This window comes from Nonomuraea fuscirosea, assembly GCF_035917475.1.
GTDB lineage: Bacteria > Actinomycetota > Actinomycetes > Streptosporangiales > Streptosporangiaceae > Nonomuraea > Nonomuraea fuscirosea.
In genome coordinates, this window is the sequence record NZ_CP109074.1 from 9,344,090 (window position 1) to 9,361,430 (window position 17,341).

General features: G+C 70.4%; 20 protein-coding genes. 8 read left to right on the forward strand and 12 right to left on the reverse strand.

The genetic code is table 11. The features are described 5' to 3' along the window. Nucleotides 1-5 precede the first annotated feature (5 nt). The 6 genes from OIE67_RS42535 to OIE67_RS42560 all read right to left on the reverse strand — a co-directional run bounded on the left by OIE67_RS42535 (nt 6) and on the right by OIE67_RS42560 (nt 5,768). A complete protein-coding gene (locus OIE67_RS42535; protein ID WP_326631191.1) occupies nt 6-779 on the reverse strand; it encodes an SDR family NAD(P)-dependent oxidoreductase in 774 nt (257 codons plus the stop codon). 47 nt (nt 780-826) lie between these two features. After that, the gene (locus tag OIE67_RS42540; protein ID WP_101785558.1) at nt 827-1,165 is read right to left on the reverse strand and encodes an STAS domain-containing protein; all 339 of its coding nucleotides are present in this window, start codon (nt 1,163-1,165) and stop codon (nt 827-829) included. Between the two features lie 208 nt (nt 1,166-1,373). Then, complete coding sequence (locus OIE67_RS42545) at nt 1,374-2,111, reverse strand: energy-coupling factor ABC transporter ATP-binding protein (RefSeq protein WP_393269190.1); 738 nt, start codon at nt 2,109-2,111, stop codon at nt 1,374-1,376. Beyond that, nucleotides 2,105-2,860, reverse strand: a complete 756-nt coding sequence (gene cbiQ, locus OIE67_RS42550; protein WP_326631198.1) for a cobalt ECF transporter T component CbiQ — start codon at nt 2,858-2,860, stop codon at nt 2,105-2,107. The genes OIE67_RS42545 and cbiQ overlap by 7 nt, the downstream gene beginning before the upstream one ends. Before the next feature lie 3 nt (nt 2,861-2,863). Then, nucleotides 2,864-3,865: an energy-coupling factor ABC transporter permease gene (locus OIE67_RS42555; RefSeq protein ID WP_326631200.1), complete on the reverse strand. Its 1,002-nt coding sequence runs from the start codon at nt 3,863-3,865 to the stop codon at nt 2,864-2,866. Nucleotides 3,866-3,953: 88 nt separating this feature from the next. Next, the gene (locus OIE67_RS42560; protein ID WP_326631202.1) at nt 3,954-5,768 is read right to left on the reverse strand and encodes a glycosyltransferase family 2 protein; all 1,815 of its coding nucleotides are present in this window, start codon (nt 5,766-5,768) and stop codon (nt 3,954-3,956) included. Nucleotides 5,769-6,135: 367 nt separating this feature from the next. On the opposite strand from OIE67_RS42560, the gene OIE67_RS42565 reads away from it, so the two are divergent. The 3 genes from OIE67_RS42565 to OIE67_RS42575 all read left to right on the forward strand — a co-directional run bounded on the left by OIE67_RS42565 (nt 6,136) and on the right by OIE67_RS42575 (nt 8,001). Further along, nucleotides 6,136-6,453: a hypothetical protein gene (locus OIE67_RS42565; RefSeq protein WP_326631204.1), complete on the forward strand. Its 318-nt coding sequence runs from the start codon at nt 6,136-6,138 to the stop codon at nt 6,451-6,453. Nucleotides 6,454-6,471: 18 nt separating this feature from the next. Next, nucleotides 6,472-6,837: a ClpX C4-type zinc finger protein gene (locus OIE67_RS55665; protein WP_106244237.1), complete on the forward strand. Its 366-nt coding sequence runs from the start codon at nt 6,472-6,474 to the stop codon at nt 6,835-6,837. A 219-nt stretch (nt 6,838-7,056) separates the two neighbouring features. Next, entirely contained in the window at nt 7,057-8,001 is a 945-nt protein-coding gene (locus OIE67_RS42575; protein ID WP_326631206.1) for a D-2-hydroxyacid dehydrogenase family protein, read from the forward strand. Nucleotides 8,002-8,003: 2 nt separating this feature from the next. On the opposite strand, the gene OIE67_RS42580 is transcribed toward OIE67_RS42575, so the two are convergent. Continuing rightward, nucleotides 8,004-8,573: a CGNR zinc finger domain-containing protein gene (locus OIE67_RS42580; protein WP_326631208.1), complete on the reverse strand. Its 570-nt coding sequence runs from the start codon at nt 8,571-8,573 to the stop codon at nt 8,004-8,006. 75 nt (nt 8,574-8,648) lie between these two features. On the opposite strand from OIE67_RS42580, the gene OIE67_RS42585 reads away from it, so the two are divergent. Together OIE67_RS42585 and OIE67_RS42590 are read left to right on the forward strand one after the other, a co-directional pair. Next, nucleotides 8,649-9,401, forward strand: coding sequence for a class I SAM-dependent methyltransferase (locus OIE67_RS42585; protein WP_326631210.1), 753 nt, complete (start codon nt 8,649-8,651; stop codon nt 9,399-9,401). A 55-nt stretch (nt 9,402-9,456) separates the two neighbouring features. Beyond that, entirely contained in the window at nt 9,457-9,702 is a 246-nt protein-coding gene (locus OIE67_RS42590; RefSeq protein WP_326631212.1) for a hypothetical protein, read from the forward strand. 119 nt (nt 9,703-9,821) lie between these two features. Here the strand turns inward: OIE67_RS42590 and OIE67_RS42595 are convergent, their stop codons facing one another. From OIE67_RS42595 to OIE67_RS42610, 4 genes are all read right to left on the reverse strand, one after another. Continuing rightward, nucleotides 9,822-11,054 (reverse strand): RICIN domain-containing protein, encoded by a 1,233-nt coding sequence (locus OIE67_RS42595; protein WP_326631214.1) that lies wholly within the window; start codon nt 11,052-11,054, stop codon nt 9,822-9,824. 139 nt (nt 11,055-11,193) lie between these two features. Further along, the gene (locus OIE67_RS42600; RefSeq protein WP_326631216.1) at nt 11,194-11,817 is read right to left on the reverse strand and encodes a hypothetical protein; all 624 of its coding nucleotides are present in this window, start codon (nt 11,815-11,817) and stop codon (nt 11,194-11,196) included. Nucleotides 11,818-11,906: 89 nt separating this feature from the next. After that, nucleotides 11,907-12,503: a chloramphenicol phosphotransferase CPT family protein gene (locus OIE67_RS42605; RefSeq protein WP_326631218.1), complete on the reverse strand. Its 597-nt coding sequence runs from the start codon at nt 12,501-12,503 to the stop codon at nt 11,907-11,909. 330 nt (nt 12,504-12,833) lie between these two features. Then, on the reverse strand, nt 12,834-13,229 hold the full coding sequence (locus OIE67_RS42610; RefSeq protein ID WP_326645657.1) for a RidA family protein: 396 nt from the start codon (nt 13,227-13,229) through the stop codon (nt 12,834-12,836). 116 nt (nt 13,230-13,345) lie between these two features. On the opposite strand from OIE67_RS42610, the gene OIE67_RS42615 reads away from it, so the two are divergent. Next, nucleotides 13,346-14,323: a helix-turn-helix transcriptional regulator gene (locus OIE67_RS42615; RefSeq protein WP_326631220.1), complete on the forward strand. Its 978-nt coding sequence runs from the start codon at nt 13,346-13,348 to the stop codon at nt 14,321-14,323. Here the strand turns inward: OIE67_RS42615 and OIE67_RS42620 are convergent. Further along, nucleotides 14,302-15,180: a hypothetical protein gene (locus OIE67_RS42620; protein WP_326631222.1), complete on the reverse strand. Its 879-nt coding sequence runs from the start codon at nt 15,178-15,180 to the stop codon at nt 14,302-14,304. The genes OIE67_RS42615 and OIE67_RS42620 overlap by 22 nt on opposite strands. Before the next feature lie 83 nt (nt 15,181-15,263). Between OIE67_RS42620 and OIE67_RS42625 the strand changes: the two genes are divergently transcribed. Continuing rightward, nucleotides 15,264-16,379 carry an NAD(P)/FAD-dependent oxidoreductase gene (locus OIE67_RS42625; RefSeq protein WP_326631224.1) on the forward strand — a complete coding sequence of 372 codons (1,116 nt, stop codon included), beginning with the start codon at nt 15,264-15,266 and terminating at the stop codon, nt 16,377-16,379. A 137-nt stretch (nt 16,380-16,516) separates the two neighbouring features. Further along, the gene (locus OIE67_RS42630) at nt 16,517-17,248 is read left to right on the forward strand and encodes an SDR family oxidoreductase (RefSeq protein ID WP_326631226.1); all 732 of its coding nucleotides are present in this window, start codon (nt 16,517-16,519) and stop codon (nt 17,246-17,248) included. The last annotated feature ends 93 nt before the right edge of the window (nt 17,249-17,341 follow it).

Below are 17,341 nucleotides of genomic sequence, written 5' to 3' on the forward strand. Positions count from 1 at the left end.
AGACCTCACTTGGGCTGGAAGCGGATGCCGCCGTCGAAGCGCACGACCTCGGCGTTCATGTAGTCGTTCTCGACCAGCGACCTGACGAGGTGGGCGAACTCGTCGGCCCGTCCCATGCGCTTGGGGAAGACCACCGGCGCCACCAGCTTGGCCTTGAACTCGTCGGCGTTGGCCGAGAAGCCGTAGATGGGGGTGTCGATGATGCCGGGGCAGATCGTGTTGACCCGGACGCCGATCGCGGCCAGGTCGCGCGCCGCGGGCACCGTCATGCCCACGATGCCGCCCTTGGAGGCCGAGTACGCCAGCTGCCCGGTCTGCCCCTCGAGGGCCGCCACGGAAGCCGTGTTGATCACCACGCCGCGCTGCCCGTCGGCGTCGGCGGGCTCGGTCTTGGCGATGGCGGCCGCGGCCAGGCGCATGAGGTTGAACGTGCCGATCAGGTTGACCTCGATGACCTTGCGGTAGGAGGCCGGGTTGTGCGGGTTGCCGTCACGGTTGACCGTGCGCTCCGCCCAGCCGATGCCGGCGCTGTTGACGACCACCCGCAGCGGCTTGCCGGTGGCCACGGCGGCGTCGACGGCCCCCTGTACCTGCTCGTCGTCGGAGACGTCAGTCCTGGCGAAGACGCCGCCGAGCTCGTCGGCGACCGCCTTGCCACGCTCCTCGTTGAGGTCGGCGACGACCACCGTGGCCCCGGCGCGGGCGAGCTCGCGGGCCGTGGCCTCGCCCAGGCCGCTGGCGCCGCCCGAGATGATTGCTGCAGATCCGTTCACGTCCATATCCCGGACCCTAGCCGCCTACCGAATGAAGTTCTACTCGGGGGCGGTTAAATCTCACCCACGGCGCTGTCGACGTCGGAATACACCTTGATCCGGCGGTCCAGCCCGGTCGTGCGCAGGATGCGCGCCACGGGCGCCTGCGGCGCCGCCAGGGACACGCCGCCGCCCTCGCCGGTGGCCAGGCGCCAGGCCTCGATCAGCACGGACAGGCCGCTGGAGTCCATGAACGACAGTTGCTGCAGATCGAGCACGAGCCGCGCGCTGTCCTGTTTGATGGCGTCACGCACCTCGTCGCGCAGGAACGGTGCGGTGAACAGGTCAAGCTCTCCCTCGACGGCCACCACCACGGCGTCGCCCAGGGCGTGTCGCGCAAGCCGCAGCTTCATTGGGCCCCTCCTCGATGAGCCACTGTACTTCGACATCCCCGGATAGCGGGCATGCACAAACTACGAAAAGTCGGATGCAGGAGGACAAGGCGGGCCTAAACGCGCACCAAAAGCCCCGTCAAGCGCCATGCTCCCGAGTTTCTACCCATCTCGGAGGCTTGCGGCAACCTGGAACGCACGATCCCCCAGGTTGGAGCCCAAACTGCGCTCACACCGCGGGGATCGCGAACCCGTACGGGAGCTCCAGGCGATGCGCGGCCAGCAGCTCCGGGTCGGCCAGCAGCTCGCGCGTGGGCCCGTCGGCCGCGATCACGCCGCCGGACAGGATGAGCGAGCGCTCGCACAACTCCAGCGCGTACGGCAGATCGTGCGTCACCATGAGCACCGTCACGTCCAGGGAGCGCAGGATCTCGGCCAGCTCCCTGCGCGCGGCCGGGTCGAGGTTGGACGACGGCTCGTCCAGCACCAGGATCTCGGGCGCCATGGCCAGCACCGTGGCCACCGCGACCCGGCGGCGCTGGCCGAAGGACAGGTGGTGCGGCGGCCGGTCGGCGGCCGCCAGCATGCCCACCCGCTCCAGCGCGTCCTCGACCACCCGGTCGAGCTCCGCGCCGCGCAGGCCCGCGTTGGCCGGGCCGAAGGCCACGTCGTCGCGCACGGTGGGCATGAAGAGCTGGTCGTCGGGGTCCTGGAAGACCAGGCCGACGCGCTGCCTGATCTCTTTCAGCGTGTCCTTGCGCACCGGGGTGCCCGCCACGGAGACACTGCCGTGCCCGGCGGTGAGAATGCCGTTGAGGTGCATGACGAGCGTGGTCTTGCCGGCGCCGTTGGGGCCAAGCAGGGCCACCCGCTCGCCGCGCGCGATCGACAGGTCCACGCCGAACAGCGCCTGCGTACCGTCGGGGTAGGCGTAGGCCAGTTGCCGCACTTCGAGAGAGTTCACCACGTCAGTCCCCATGTTGCCAGGGCGACGGCGGGCAGGGCGAGCGCGGTCCCCCATTGGCGCACAGACGCCGACATGTCATGAATTATCGGCATCTGGCCGTCGTAGCCGCGGCTCAGCATCGCCAGGTGCACCCGCTCGCCCCGCTCGTACGAACGGATGAACAGCGCCCCGGCGGACCTGGCGATCACCGGGACGTGCCGCAGGTCGCGCGCCACGAACCCGCGCGACTCCCTGGCCACCCGCATCCGCCGCATCTCGTCGAGGATCACGTCCATGTACCTGAGCATGAACATGGCGATCTGCACCAGCAGGCCGGGCAGCCGCAACCGCTGCGCCCCCAGCAGGATCGTCCGCGGCTCCGTGGTGGCCGCCAGCAGGATGGAGGCGACCACGCCCAGTGTGGCCTTGGCCAGGATGTTCCAGGCCGCCCAGAGGCCGGGCACGCTCAGCGAGAGGCCCAGCACCGTGGTCCGCTCCCCCAGCCCGATGACCGGGATGAAGAAGGCGAACAGCACGAAGGGCACCTCGATCACCATCCGCCGCAGCACGTACGGCAGCGGCACCCTGGCCGCCACCGCGACGCCCGCGAGCAGAACGGCGTAGACCGCGAAGGCCCAGAACCGCTCCCGCGGCGTGGCCACCACCACCAGGGCGAAGGCGAAGACCGCGAGCAGCTTGCACTGCGGCGGCAGCCGGTGCACGACCGAGTCGCCCGGCAGGTAGAGCTGATGACGATGCCCCGCGCCCACGTGTCACACCTTGATCTCGTTACGTCTCCGCGCGGCGTAGGCCACGGCACCGGCGATGAGTAGCACGAGGCCGACGCCGATGATGCCGGCCACCCCGACGGGGATCCCGCCCACGTCACCGTAGTCGGCCAGCGCCCAGCCGCCGAACAGGTGGTCGCTCGACCGCTCGATGAAGCCCTCGTTCTCGGCCACCGCCTCCAGTCCGTCGGGCGAGGAGGAGGCGAAGAAGGACACCAGCCCGGCCAGCACCAGCGTCACGCCGACGCCGCCGAGCAGGAACGGCTTGAGCGACCGGGTCGCGGCGACCGGCTCGGGCTCGCCCACGATCGTGCTCTCGCCCTCGGCGCCACGCAGGACCAGGGGCCTGGCCAGGCCGCGGGCGCCGTACACGAGGTCGGGCCGCACGGCCAGCACGGCGCCGACGGTCGCGGCGGTGATGAGCGCCTCGCCGATGCCGATCAGCAGGTGCACGCCGCCCATCGCGGCGGCGACCGCGCCGATCTCGATCGGCGCGGTGCCGCCGATCCAGAACAGCAGCGTGAAGACGAGGGCGGAGGCCGGCACCGAGATCAGCGCGGCCAGGAAGGCCGCGATCACGACCTTGCCCCTGGCCAGCCCGGTGACCAGCCGGAAGACGCCCCAGCCGACGAGCACGGTGACGATGCCCATGATGGTGATGTTGACGCCCAGCGCGGTCAGCCCGCCGTCGGCGAAGAACACGCCCTGCACCAGCAGGACCACGGCCATGCACAGCACCCCTGTGTACGGCCCCACGAGTATCGCGGCCAGCGCGCCCCCGAGGAGGTGACCGCTGGTGCCGGCGGCGACGGGGAAGTTGAGCATCTGCACGGCGAAGATGAACGCGGCGACCAGGCCGGCCATGGGCGCGGTCCTGTCGTCGAGCTCGCGTCGCGCGCCGCGCAGGCACACCGCGACCCCGGCCGCCGCCACGACCCCGGCCGACACGGACGTCGCTGCGTTGAAGAAGCCATCGGGAACGTGCACGGCACCCTCCTGAAGAGGACAGATCCAAAGTGGACGGACAAACGGTCCTACTTTACGACATCGCCTTGCACCTGCACATAGATGGCAATTACCTGAGGATTCTTCTGATCAGCGTCTCGGCCGTGAGCCGCCGCACCACGGCGCTGAAGCGCCCCTTGCCCGCCGTCGCGTACGGCCGCACGCTCCTGAGCAGCGGCGCACCCCACCACCGGCGCGGCGCGGCGACCGTCTCGGCGTCGGTCTCGATCCGGAAGCGCGCGGGCGGCCCGCCCAGGTCGAGTTCGAGGTAGGCGTCCCAGGTGCCGGGGGCGAGCCGGCCCACGGCGGGCCTGGCCGCGAAGCCACCTCCGGGCAGGGCGACCACGGGGTCGGTGCGCTCACAGCCGGTGCGCCGCTCGCGCCAGACGATCCGCCTGATCGCCGAGGCCGCCGGCGCGGTGCCGACCACGGTGATCTCGCCGTCCACGACCAGCCGGTGCCCCAGCGCCCACCGGGCTCTGATCAGCCTGGCCAGGCCGGGCACCGCGACCGCGTGCCCGCCCATGTCGATGCTCAGGTTGCCGTTGTCCCTGGTGAAGTAGGGCACGGCCACCACGCCGGCGATCAGGCGGGGCCGCGGGCGGGCGATGTCACTGTCACGGTCGGCGCCGAGCCGGCCGAGCCGGATCACGCCCTCGATCTCCACCGCCACCCGCAGGTCCCAGATGCCGGACCCGAGCGCGGCCACGTCCACCCGCGCGGTGAACTCGCCGCCCTTGCGCTCGGCCGGCAGCACCAGCTCGATCGCCGGGTCGTGGCGGGCGCGCAGCACCACGGACAGGCCGTCGTCCCTGGTGATGCCGTCGAGCCTGGCCGCGCCCGTCACCACCAGGCGGTCGCCGTCCCAGCGCAGTCCGGTCAGCTTCCTGCGCACGGTGGCGCTCTCGATCCTGGCCAGGCGCACCAGGCGGTCGATGTCGTCGAGCGCGCCCGCGCGCTGCCGGTCGATGGTGTTGAGCCGCTCATGCACGCCGGGGGTGTACCACTCGTCGCACAGGGCCGCGACCTCGCGCGCGATGTCCTTGCGCCGTACGTCGTCGCTCTCCAGGAACACGGTCCCGAGCTGGGTGAACACGTCGAGCCTGAAGTGCCTGCGGAGCAGGTGGTCGCGCAGCGGGCCCGGCTCGACGTGCCGGGCCATCACCTCGATCGGGCCCCTGATCATGGCCAGCCAGGCCAGCGGGTCCCTGCTGCCGGACTGCTGCATGATGCTGCTGCCGTCGGGCCTGGACACGAGGTGGTAGCAGTCGTAGTCGGCCACCACGGAGACCGCCTCGGCGTGGCAGTAGGCGTGCGCGGTGAACAGCAGGTCCTCCCCGACCAGCATGCCCTCGCCGAACCTGATGCGGTGGCGTTCGAGCAGCTCGCGCCGGAACAGTTTGAAGCAGCTCAGGCTGTTGTAGACGTTGCTGTCGCCGAGCCCCACCCGGTCCGCGCCCTGCTGGAACATCGACGCCGGCGCCCGCCTGCCGTGGCCCACGATCTTGCCCAGCACGATGTCGGTGCCGTTGCCGTCGGCGGCGGCGACCATCCGCTCCAGCGCCTCGGGGCCGAGGTGGTCGTCGGCGTCGCAGAAGAAGACGTAGCGGCCGGTCGCGTGCTCGATCCCGACGTTGCGCGGCCGCCCGGCGCCGCCGCTGGCCTCGATGTGGATCACCTTGACGCTCTCGGGGTGATAGGCGGCGTAGAGGTCGAGCAGCTCGCCGCTGCCGTCGGTGGAGCCGTCGTCGACGACGACGATCTCCTTGCGCACCCGCTGGACGAGCGCGGACGTGAGACACCGGTCGAGATAGGCCCGGCAGTTGTGTACGGGGATGACGACACTGACGTCCACCGCGTCGCCCTCGCTCCCTGTCGCCGCCATCGCCCACCACTCCAGAGTCACGTTGCGCTGTCGGTCCGTTTCAGTATGTGACCAACGCGGAAGCCGCGCGGGCAGATCGGATGTCTTCCTCCGGCGGCTTTTAGTAACACCGGCAAAACACGGCATTCTGCAGATAAGAGGAGTGAACGGCCGTCGAATAGTTGATACTTGCCGCACCGAACGAGTTTCAGGGGTGAGGATTTTCTACCTGGGAGAAGAAACAACACCGCTGGGAGAGTTCAGTTTCTACCGCGAGCCGCCGGTGATCCGCGAGGCCGGGTTGCGCGTCTACAGTTAGGCAACCTTGACCAGGAGGTGGCGTGAAATGGGATCCGATCTCCGTGAGGAAACGGCCGACGGTCCGGCTGTGCGAGGCGCTGAGACGATCATCGCGTCGGCGCGACTGACGGAGTTGTGCGAGTGCGCCGCACTGCTGCGCCGTACGAGAGCCCGGTCGGAAGAGATCGTGGACGAGGCTCGCGCCCTGCTGGAGGAGGCCATAGACGACGGCGATCTCGAACGCGTCGTCCTGCTGCGGGAGCAGCTGGAGCTGGCACGGGCGAAGTACGCCCAGATCCTGGACGCGTACATGCGCATCCTGCAGCGGATCACCGAGGAGCGGCAGGAGATCATCGAGGGCCAGCTGAACCACGGCCGGATCTCAGGCTTGTCAGGAGTAGCCTGACGGGTCTAGTGTCAGGCCATGCCTGACTGGAAGGACAACCTCCACTGCTCGTTCTGTCACAAGAACAGTGGGGATGTGAGCAAACTCATCGCCGGTCCTGGTGTGCATATTTGCGACCAGTGCGTCGGTCTGTGCAACGACATTCTCGAACAGGAACGGCTCGCCGAATCGACCGAGCCCCGTCTTCCCGCGTGGGAAAGCATGACAGACGACCAAATCCTCGAACACCTCCCGAAAATAGCCACGGTTCAGGCGCAGGTGGACGACAATCTGCGCGACTGGGTGGCGCACCTCCGCACCCGTGACGTCAGCTGGGAGCGCATCGGATCGTCCCTGAACATGACGCGACAGTCGGCGTGGGAGCGATTCAGGAGCGAGGCGTGAACCTTTGTGACGCGTGAGGCGTCTCCTCATCAGGGAGGCCCCACATGCGTGTCCTGGAAGGTCTCGCGGCGCCCGAGCTCGACCGGCTCCATCTGGAGCTCGTCCTGATCCTGGCGCTGCACGAGGAGGCGGAACGGCTGGCCGCCGAATGAACGGGCTCCAGTTCCCCGGGCCCACCCGGGGAGCTGGAGCAGGGGGCCGGCCGGTAGATTGCGGGCCATGCTGCGCTGCGCCGTGCTGGACGACTACCAGGATGTGGCCCTCGGACTCGCCGACTGGTCGCGGGTGCGGGTCAGGAGCCTGCGCGAGCACTTCACCAGCGAGGACGAGCTGGTGGCGGCCATCCACGACTGCGAGGTCGTGGTCATCATGCGCGAGCGCACGCCGTTCACCGCCGGGCTGTTCGCCCGGCTGCCCAACCTGCGCCTGCTCATCACCTCCGGCATGCGCAACGCCTCCATCGACCTGCCGGCCGCGCGCGAGCACGGCGTCACGGTCTGCGGCACGAGCGGCAGCGCGACGCCGACGGTCGAGCTGACCTGGGCGCTGATCCACGGCCTGACCCGCCACCTGCTGACCGAGGCCGGCGCCCTGCGCTCCGGCGGCCCGTGGCAGAGCACCCTCGGCCTCGACCTGCACGGGCGCACGCTCGGGCTGCTCGGCCTGGGCCGGATCGGGTCCCGCGTGGCGGCGGTCGGGCGGGCGTTCGGCATGGACGTCGTGGCCTGGAGCCGGAACCTGACGAAGGAACGGGCCGAGTCGGCCGGCGCGCGCCTGGCCCCCGACCTCGACGCGGTGTTGTCCGCCGCCGACGTCGTCTCCATCCACCTCGTGCTCGGCGACCGGACGCGGGGGCTGCTCGGGGAGCGGGAGCTGGGGCTGATGAAGCCGACCGCCTACCTGGTCAACACCTCGCGGGCGGCGATCGTCGATCAGGACGCGCTGGCGTCCGCGCTGCGTGAGGGGCGGATCGCCGGGGCGGGGCTGGACGTGTTCGAGGTGGAGCCGCTGCCGGACGGGCACGAGTTCCGCCGGCTGCCGAACGTGCTGGCCACGCCGCATCTCGGATATGTGACGGAGGCGAACTACGCGACGTACTTCCGCGAGGCCGTCGAGGACATCGACGCCTTCGTCGCCGGCGCCCCGATTCGCCTGCTCACCTGACCTCAGCCGGTCTTGGTTCTCGCCCGGAACGCGGCCGTCTTGACCCGATTCTGGCAGGCGGTGGAGCAGAAGCGGCGGGTGCCGTTGCGTGAGACGTCCACGTAGACGCGGTCGCAGTGCGGCGCGGTGCAGACGCCGAGCCGGTCGCCGAATTCGCTGCCCAGCACGATCGCCAGGCCGGTGGCGCAACTGGCCGCCCACTCGCCGGCCGTCGTGGTGTCCCTTCCGTGGAAGTGCAGGTGCCACGGCTCGCCGTCGTGCCGTTCGAGCATCGGCCTGGCGTGGAACTCCTCCAGCAGCGCGTTCACCTGCCGCGCCGCGCTGTCGACGTCGTCGGCGGCGACCGCGGTGAAGACGGCGCGCAGCCGGGCGGCGACCGCGGCCAGCTCGTCGCCGTCCTCCTCGCCGAGGTCGCGGTAGGCGGGATAGACGGTACGCAGGCCCGCGGTGGCCGCGGCGCCGGCGTCGGCCGGTCGGGCGAAGGGCCGCCCCCGCAGCTCGCCCGGGGTCAGTGCGTTGACGAGGGCCACCGCCACCCTGACTACCGCATCGGTGTGACTGTTGTAGTCCAATTGACCGGTTACACCTTCGTGTCGTAGCTTTGTAACTGCCCAAATCTTAGACGACAGTTACAAGGAGATGTTCTCGTGCTCACTCATGATGCCGCGACCGCGTGGATGGCGCGCTGGGACCGCCAGCAGGAGGGCTACCTGCCCGACCGCGAGGAGCGTTTCACCGCGCTGATCGACGCCGTGGAGGCGCTGGGCCGGCCCGACCCGCTGGTGATCGACCTGGGCTGCGGCCCCGGCTCGCTGTCGGCCCGGCTGGTCGAGCGGCTGCCGGAGGCCGAGGTCGTCTGCGTGGACGCCGACCCGCTGCTGCTCGGGCTCGGGCGGGCCGCGTACCCGCACCTCAGGTTCGTCGCGGCGGACCTGCGTACCGGCGGGTGGACGAAGGCGCTGGGGCTGGAGCGGCAGGTGGACGCGGCGGTCAGCACGACGGCGCTGCACTGGATCTCCGAGCAGGACATCAAGGCCGTGTACGCCGAAGTCGCGACGGTGCTGCGGCCCGGCGGGCTGCTGCTCAACGGCGACCACATGGACACCGAGGAGGTCACGCCCGCCCTGTCGCGGCTGGAGTACGCGGTGCACGAGCGTCAGGCCGAGCGGCTGTTCGGCGCCGAGCGGCCGGAGGGCTGGCGGGCCTGGTGGGACGCGATCGAGGCCGACGCGGCCTTCGCCGACCTCAACCGGGAACGCACGACGGCCGGGGGCGACCACAACTCCTCGGAGTCCCACCTGCTGTCGCACCACGTGCGGGCGCTGCGGGAGGCCGGGTTCGCGGAGGTCGGCACGCTGTGGCAGCGGGGCAACAACCGGCTGCTCTGCGGCGTCCGCTGACGCCTCGGCGTTTCGGCCCTTCACGTCTTCGGGCGCGCGCGTCACAATGAGTCGCATGCCGAGTTTCCAGCGGCTCACCGTCGAAGAGGCCAGGACCCTCACCAGGGCCGAGCTCCTCCCCCGGATCGAGGAGGAGCAGAAGTACTGGTACGCCCGGATTCACCACTGCCGGATGAAGCCCGGCGACGACCGAGATTTCCGTACGTTCAACGACATCATGCACATCGCCATCAACCCGTCCGGCTTCCTCACCGACGCCGGCTACTGGACGAAACCCCTGGGCGAGCTCGGCGAGCTGTGACGGGGGCCCTGTATCTCCGGGTGAGAACGCGCTCTCTCGTCGGCGTCCACGGATCTACGTAATGGCCGATGGGCCCCGTTCCGTCCGCGCGGGGCCCATCGACGGTCACGGCGGGGGCGTCAGGAGCGCGCCCACCGCTGGTTGTCGCTGCCCGCGCAGTCCCAGATCTGCAGCCGGGTGCCGTTGGCCGAACTCGGCCCGGTCGCGTCCAGGCATCGGCCGGACTGCGGGTTGACGATCTGGCCGGTGCCGGAGTTGAAGGTCCAGCGTTGCGCGCCGGTGCCGTTGCAGTCGTACAGCTGGATGGGGGTGCCGTTGGCGGTGCCGGCGGCGGTCACGTCCATGCACTTGCCCAGCGCCCGGACGGAGCCGTCGGAGTTCCAGGACCAGTTCTGGGCTCCGGTGCCGTTGCAGTCCCAGAGCTGGACGGGGGTGCCGTTGGCGGTGGCGGCGCCGGCGACGTCCACGCACTTGCCGCCGTACCCGCTGATCCGGCCGCCGCCGGTGCCGGTGGTCGGCGGGGCGTAGACGCGGACGTAGTCGACGGTCAGGGTCTGCGGGAACGTGGTGCTGCCGTCGGGGTAGCCCGGCCAGTTGCCGCCGACGGCCAGGTTCATGATCATGAAGAACGGGTGGTCGAAGACCCAGCGGTTGCCGCCCAGGTCGGACGGGGTGCGGCGCTGGTACTCGTTGCCGTCCACGTACCAGATGATGAGGTTCGGCGACCAGTCGACGGCGAAGGTGTGGAAAGCGTCGGCGAACGGGGTGCCGATCGTGTAGCCGGCGCCGATGCCGCCGCCCCCGCTGTAGCCGGGGCCGTGGATGGTGCCGTGGACGGTGTTCGGCTCGCGGCCGATGTTCTCCATGATGTCGATCTCGCCGTTGTCGGGCCAGGTCGTGCCGCCGAGCATCCAGAAGGCCGGCCAGATGCCCTGCCCGCGCGGCAGCTTCATGCGCGCCTCGAACCGCCCGTACGCGCGGGTGAAGGTGTCGCGGGTGAGCAGGCGGGCGGAGGTGTACTGGCAGGTGCCGTACCAGCACGGGAAATTGGCCGGGTTCTCGCGGCGGGCGGTGATCACCAGGTTGCCGTTGCCGTCCTTGGCGGCGTTGCGGGTGGTGTCGGTGTAGTACTGGTGCTCGTTGTTGCCCCAGCCGCCACCGCCGGTGTCGAAGCGCCACTTCGACTGGTCGACCGCGCTGCCTGCGGCTCCGTCGAACTCGTCGGACCAGACCAGCGGGCCGGGGGCGGGGGCGGCGCTGGCGGTGCCGGTCATGGGGACGACCAGCGCGACGACCGCGGCGAGAGCGGCGCCGATGGCTAAGAACGTTCTGGAACGGGGGGTGCGTGCCATGGGGGGTTACCTCATCCGATGCACGGGGGTGAGTTTACCGAAACCTTGCGGCACGTCGAGTGGCGCTGTCAAGAGAGCGCTCTCTCGAATTTCGCGCACATTTCCCCGGAGCTGACCCTCCAGTCTTCGGCCCGCCGTTTCAGCCCTGCTCTTCGGCCGAGACCCCCGCAGCGGCTTTCACCTTCTCGGCCTCGGAAGCCCCGGCCGTCTCGGCGTCCACCTCGCGCGCACCAGTCGCCTCGGCCTCGACCGGGGGAGAACCCGTCTCCTCAGCCTCTCCCGGGACGGACTCGGGCAACGTCCCGTCGCCCTCACGCGGCCCGAGCTCCCGCCGCACCTGCCCGCGCAGCTGCTCGGCCAGGATGACCATGGTCGCGTAGTCGCCCTTCTCCGCCGCCGCCCGCCAGCTCTCGGCCAGCTCGCGCAGGCCGGCGCTGCCGAAGACCTGCACCCCGACGACCGCCTCGACGCCCATCCGGGCGCGCAGCTTCTCGGGCCAGGTCTGCTCCAGCTCGGCCAGCTTCCGGTCCTCGCCGTCCCGCTGGTAGCGCCGGCGGCGCAGGTCCAGCTCGACGACCTTCAGGATCTCCAGGTACGCGTCACGCCGCTCCTTGAGCCGCCAGACCCGCAACTCCTCGTCCTTGGCCGCCCCGACCATCCGCTCCGCGTGCGCCCGACCCTGCGCACCCGCGAACCAGGTGAAGAACACGCCGACCGCACCGGCCCCGCCCACGATGACGGGTGCCACCCATTCCCAAGCCACGACAGGGATTGTCTCGCGCTTACGTACCCGAGCGCCGGAAAACGATCACGATCGCCTCCGGACCGTGCACGATCACGGCCGGAAAATGCTCACGGTCGGCCCCGATGCCGCCGCAACACCGCCCTGGCCAGCTCAGCCGGAGTCCCCGTGCTGGTGTCGACCGCCAGGTCATATCCGGCACCGTGATCGTGCACCGTACGCAGATGCCCTCGTCCGAGCCCCTTCACCCCGCGCGGACGCGCCGCCTCCCGCTCCTCGACCACCGCAAGCGGGCACATCACGCCGACCCACAGCACGTCCAGCCCTTCCAGCGCCTTCCGCCACACCGGCAGCAGGTCGGGGGTCAGCAACATCTCGTCGATGACGACGTCGTCACCGCCACGGGCGAAGGCGGCGGCCGCGACACACCCCGACTCCAGCATCCGCCGCCCGACCGGCCCGTAACGCACCACCACGAAAGGCGTGCCGTCGTCGTCCGTGCCGGTCCGGTCGTACCAGAACCCGACCCGGCTGAGCGGCCCGTCGAGCCCGCCACCCCACTTCGGCGGGACGAGCTGGAACAGGGTGTCGATGCCCCAATAGAGGTAGGGGGTGTCACTCTCCTGCTGAATCGCCTGGGCCAGCGAGGTCTTGCCCGCGCTCGACGTTCCGTTCAAGAAGACGACCCGTCCAGGACCACCACTCACCAAGAACCCGCCACTCCCGTCTTTCCCACAACATAACCCGCACCCCTGTGCCGGCGGTCATCGGGGCGTCGTCGTCCAGGCGCCGTACAGACACGGCCCGACCACCACCCATGCTCGGCATGGACCTCAGCGCCGCGGTCCCGCCATCCGGGAGCGCCGCCACGATCGGCGTGAGGTCGGCACGGTCGAGGATCTCCACGGTGTAGCGGCGGGTGTACGCGGCGGCCAGCTCGCGGCGCGAGCGCTTGCCGACGCCTTGGCGGTCGTCCTCGGCGTACTGCCTGAGCAGGCCGCCGCCTTTGGACGGCCCGCCGCGGCCGCGTCACCCCGTCACGCGACGGCGGTGCCCTCAAGCTCCACCATCAGGTCGGGGATCGCCAGCCGCTTCACCCCGACCATCGTGGTGGCCGGCGCCACTCCGGCCGCGCCCAACCGCGCCACCAGCACGCCGTAGTGCTCGATGAGCCGGTCGACGTCGGTGCTGTAGACGTTGAGCCGGACCACATTCGCGAGCGACATGCCTGCCTCTCCCAGCACGGCCTCCAGGTTGTCGAGGCTCAGCGCCAGCTGCGCCGCCATGTCCCCGGCGTGCTGGGGCTTGCCGTCGCCGCTCACCGCGGTCTGCCCCGCGCAGTACAACGTCCGGGTTTGCCCCGAAACGAGCTCGCCCTGGTTGTACCCCAGCTCCACCGACCACGCCCACGGGTTGACCGCCGTCCGCTCCATCATGTGCTCCACTCCATTCGATCGTCGCCATCAGCCCGGTAAGCCTTCGGCGTGTGTGGATCAGCCTCCCGGAGAATCACGACATCCTTTGTCGTGTATTCGAATAGAGTTTCCCCATGCGTGCCGACCGGCTGGTCTCGCTGGTCCTGCTGCTGCGGCAGCACGGCCGGCTGTCAGCGGCGACGCTGGCCCGCGAGCTGGAGGTGTCCACCCGCACGGTGCTGCGCGACATCGAGGCGCTGTCCGCGGCCGGCGTCCCGGTCTACGCCGAACGCGGACGGCACGGCGGTTTCGCGTTGCTGCCCGGCTTCCGTACCGAGCTCACCGGGCTGAACCACGACGAGGCCCTCGCCCTGCTGGTCGCCGGATCGAGGCGCGGCGCGCAGGCGTTCGGCCTCGGCTCGGCGCTCGCGTCCGCGATGCTCAAGGTGATCGACGCGCTGCCCGACAGCTACCGCGACACCGCGGCCGGCGCGGCCGAACGGCTGCTCATCGACCCGGAGACCGACCTGCTGTCGCGCCGGCTCGTCTCCGAGGACGCGCCCGGCGCCATCGCGGCCGAAGTCCTGCGCGCGGTGCTGGCCGGGCACAAGCTGCGCCTCCACTACGCGGCCGCGGACCAGGCGCCGCGGTGGCGCACGGTGGACCCGATCGGCCTGGTCACCGTACGCGACCGCAGCTACCTGCTGGCCACGAGGTCCGGCGCGGACCGTACCTATCGGCTGTCCCGCATCCTGGAGGCCGAAGCACTCCCCGAGCCCGCGCAACGACCGGACCGCGTCGACCTGGACCAGGCCTGGCAGGAACGCAGCACCCGCTTCCGCGCCGGCGGCGACCAGGTCACCGTACGGGTACGGCTGCACCCCGCGCGACGAGAGGACCTGGTGGGCACCGCGCTGGCCGTACTCGCGGAAGAGACCGAACCGGACGAGTGGCTGCGGCTGGAGGTGACCTTCCAGGACCCGAGACACGCCGAGTGGGCGCTGTGGCAGCTCTCGGCGAGCGCGGAAGCCCTGTCGCCGCAGTGGCTGCGCGACTCCCTGCGCACCCGCGCCACCACCATCGCCACCCGCTACGAACCACCGGCGCCGTAGCGCCCGTCCAGACCTCGGAGCACCGGCAACCCCGTACCGAGGTCGAGCACGAGACGGTCGCCGAGCGGCCGGGCGAGTGTGACCGTGGCCGTGGCGCTTTTGCGGATCAGCAGGCAGGGCTCACCGGAGCTGGTGTCCTGCTCGTCCATGTCGACCACCACCAGGTCGCCGGTCTCGTACGCGCGCGGCCCGCGAACAGAGTCGCAAGCGCCGTACCCGTAGCGGAGCAGCAGCTCGCGCGGCTTGCCGGGGACGAGCTCGTACGCCATCACCTCTTCTTCACCGCCCTGCGTCCGTTCAGGACGGGGAGTGACGGCGGAGGGATCGACGGCCACGTGCACCTTCTTCTGCTCGACGCCCTCGACGGTGAACATCCACGCCGGCACCCGGATCCGGCCCCGGCTGGTCTCCAACGGAACTTCGCCCAGCTCCGCGCCGGTCACCCGGAGCGGACGGCATCCCTTGGCCGGGCACTCCTCCTCGATGGGGTCGGCCGGTCCGCTGAACTCCGCGTACGCCCGCGCCGCCGAGACGACCGGCACCGGCGAGACCTCGCCGTCCGGCCATCGCACGTCGGCCCGTGTCGGGGAGCGGGTGGGCAGTTCGGTGGCCAGCCGCCAGGCGCCGTTGTGCGAGCTCCTGTTCACCCAGGCCGGAACCCTGCGTGCGTGGTTCCATCCGTGCGGGTTGAGCACTTCCAGCGCGACGAACCCGTCCCGCCAGGCGCGATCGTCGGCCGAGCCCTGCCAGCGCTCCGCCACCTCCCGAGCCCGCGCCTCGAACGCATCGGTCGCGGGCGAGGGTCCTCCACCGCAGGAGGACAGGGCCAGCACCAGACACACGATCACCTTTCGCACAAGATCTGATCATCCATGACCGGAGCCCTCCGCACCCTCGCATACTGGGAACGGAAGTCCACCCATGGCGGGAAGGGGCGTTCATGACCATCGGGCCCGTGCGGCGGCCGTACCGGGTCGCCGTCATCGGTGTGGGCGTCATCGGAGCCTGCGTGGGCTGGCACCTGTCCCGGCAGGGCGCCCAGGTGACGCTCATCGACGCGGGCCGCCCCGGCGAAGGCGTCACCGACTGGTCCTTCTCGTGGGTCAACGCCAGCAACAAGACCGCGCGCAGGCCGTACTTCGACCTGAACCTCGCGGGCATGGCGGCCTACCGCGACCTCGCCACCACCATCGGCCCCGACTCGTGGTGGCATCCGAGCGGCCACCTGCGCTGGACGGACGATCCTGCCGCGCAGGCGGACCTCCTGAAAACCGCCGGCCTGCTGACCGGCCTCGGCTACCGGGCCGAGGTGCACACGGGCGCCGAGGTACGCCGCCACCTCGAACCCGCGCTCACTCTGCCCGACGAGGTCGCAGCCGTCCTCTACCCGGACGAAGCCTGGGTGCACGGACGCCACCTCGTCACCCGCCTGGTCGGCCGGACCGTCGCGGAACATCGCTTCGGCACCGCGGTTACCGCCATCGACACCGGCTCCGACGGCGGCGTCCGTACCGTCACCCTCTCGGACGGAACCCGCCTCGACGTCGACATCATCGTGAACGCGGCCGGCCCCGGCGCCGCCCACCTCGCCGCCCTCCTCGGACGCCACCTCCCGATGCGCCACGAACCCGGTCTCGTCACCCGAATCACCTGCGCCCGAACCCCGATCCACCGGGTCGTCCACGCCCCTCACCTCGCCCTCCGCCCTGACGGCGACACGACGATGGTCCTCCACAGCGTCGAGCTGGACGCCCACCTCAACCCAGGCGAAGACCCGTCGCCTCTCACCCGGCTGCTCCACGAATCGGCCCGGAACCTCATACCCGCCCTCGGCGACTCCCGCATCACCGAATCACGCGTAGCCGAACGCCCCATCCCAGCCGACGGCTACCCCTCGGTCGGCGCGGTGCCGTCCGTGCCGGGCTACTACGAGGCCGTCTCCCACAGCGGCATCACCCTCGGCCCCATCATCGGCCGCCTACTCGCCACGGAGATCCTCACCGGCGAGAGAGCCGAGTCACTCGCGAACTTCCGCCCAGAACGCTTGCCTGCGTAACCACCTGCAACAGGCCCGCCAACGACCGTCAGTCCCCGTCCCAAGGTCGACCCAGCGAAGTCGCCGGTCGGTCCCGGCAACACACCTCTCCCCGCGACTGGATAACCTGAGCCGCCGACCACGAGCAGGGAACGTACATGAGACTGGACGATCACAGCGTCGTCATCACCGCGGCCGGACGCGACTTCGGGCGGGCCCTGGCCATCACCCTGGCCGATCTCGGCGCCACCGTCTTCCTCTCCGCCCGGACTCTCGCGGCCGCCGAACGCACCCGGGACGACATCCGCGGCCGGGGCGCGGGAAAGGCGTACGCCTTCGCCTGCGACCTGACCGACCCGGCCTCCATCCGCGACTTCGCCCACCGGGTCGCCGCGCATACCGACCACATCGACGTCCTGGTCAACAACGGGGCGCGCTACGTCGAAGGCGAAGACCTCCTGGCCGCCTCCGACGACGACGTCATCGACACCCTGGCCTCCGGCGCCACCGGCACCGTCCTGGTCACCAAGAACTTCCTGCCCCTGCTCCTGCGCTCGGCCAAACCCGACATCATCACCATGATCTCCACCGCCGGACTCCCCGGGCACGCGCGCTCCACCGCACACGCCGCCTTCTACAGCGCGAAGAACGCCCAGGCGGGCTTCACCGAGATCCTCTCCAAACGCCTCCGCCCGCAAGGGGTACGCGTGATCTCCCTCTACCCGCCCGACTTCGACAACGCGGACCCGCTCACGCCCGGCTGGCATACCAAGCCACGAGGCCCGGAAAACCCGCTCACCAGCGAATCCCTGATCAACTGCATCGTCTTCGCGATCGGCCAACCGCGCGACTGCTTCATCAAGGCGTTCCACTTCGAAGAACCCAGCTGACAGGGCACGCGCCGCCGCACTCGAACTCGTTCACGACCAGGTGACGCCGACGACGGAGCGGGCGGAAAGACGGCGGACGCTCTCGTTCGCCGG

Excerpts from the sequence above, each read along its gene's own strand:
- OIE67_RS42535 (WP_326631191.1), bottom strand. The coding sequence starts at position 779 with ATGGACGTGAACGGATCTGCAGCAATCATCTCGGGCGGCGCCAGCGGC.
- OIE67_RS42540 (WP_101785558.1), bottom strand. The coding sequence starts at position 1,165 with ATGAAGCTGCGGCTTGCGCGACACGCCCTGGGCGACGCCGTGGTGGTG.
- OIE67_RS42560 (WP_326631202.1), bottom strand. The coding sequence starts at position 5,768 with ATGGCGGCGACAGGGAGCGAGGGCGACGCGGTGGACGTCAGTGTCGTC.
- OIE67_RS55665 (WP_106244237.1), top strand. The coding sequence starts at position 6,472 with ATGCCTGACTGGAAGGACAACCTCCACTGCTCGTTCTGTCACAAGAAC.
- OIE67_RS42575 (WP_326631206.1), top strand. The coding sequence starts at position 7,057 with ATGCTGCGCTGCGCCGTGCTGGACGACTACCAGGATGTGGCCCTCGGA.
- OIE67_RS42590 (WP_326631212.1), top strand. The coding sequence starts at position 9,457 with ATGCCGAGTTTCCAGCGGCTCACCGTCGAAGAGGCCAGGACCCTCACC.
- OIE67_RS42595 (WP_326631214.1), bottom strand. The coding sequence starts at position 11,054 with ATGGCACGCACCCCCCGTTCCAGAACGTTCTTAGCCATCGGCGCCGCT.
- OIE67_RS42610 (WP_326645657.1), bottom strand. The coding sequence starts at position 13,229 with ATGGAGCGGACGGCGGTCAACCCGTGGGCGTGGTCGGTGGAGCTGGGG.
- OIE67_RS42615 (WP_326631220.1), top strand. The coding sequence starts at position 13,346 with ATGCGTGCCGACCGGCTGGTCTCGCTGGTCCTGCTGCTGCGGCAGCAC.
- OIE67_RS42625 (WP_326631224.1), top strand. The coding sequence starts at position 15,264 with ATGACCATCGGGCCCGTGCGGCGGCCGTACCGGGTCGCCGTCATCGGT.
- OIE67_RS42630 (WP_326631226.1), top strand. The coding sequence starts at position 16,517 with ATGAGACTGGACGATCACAGCGTCGTCATCACCGCGGCCGGACGCGAC.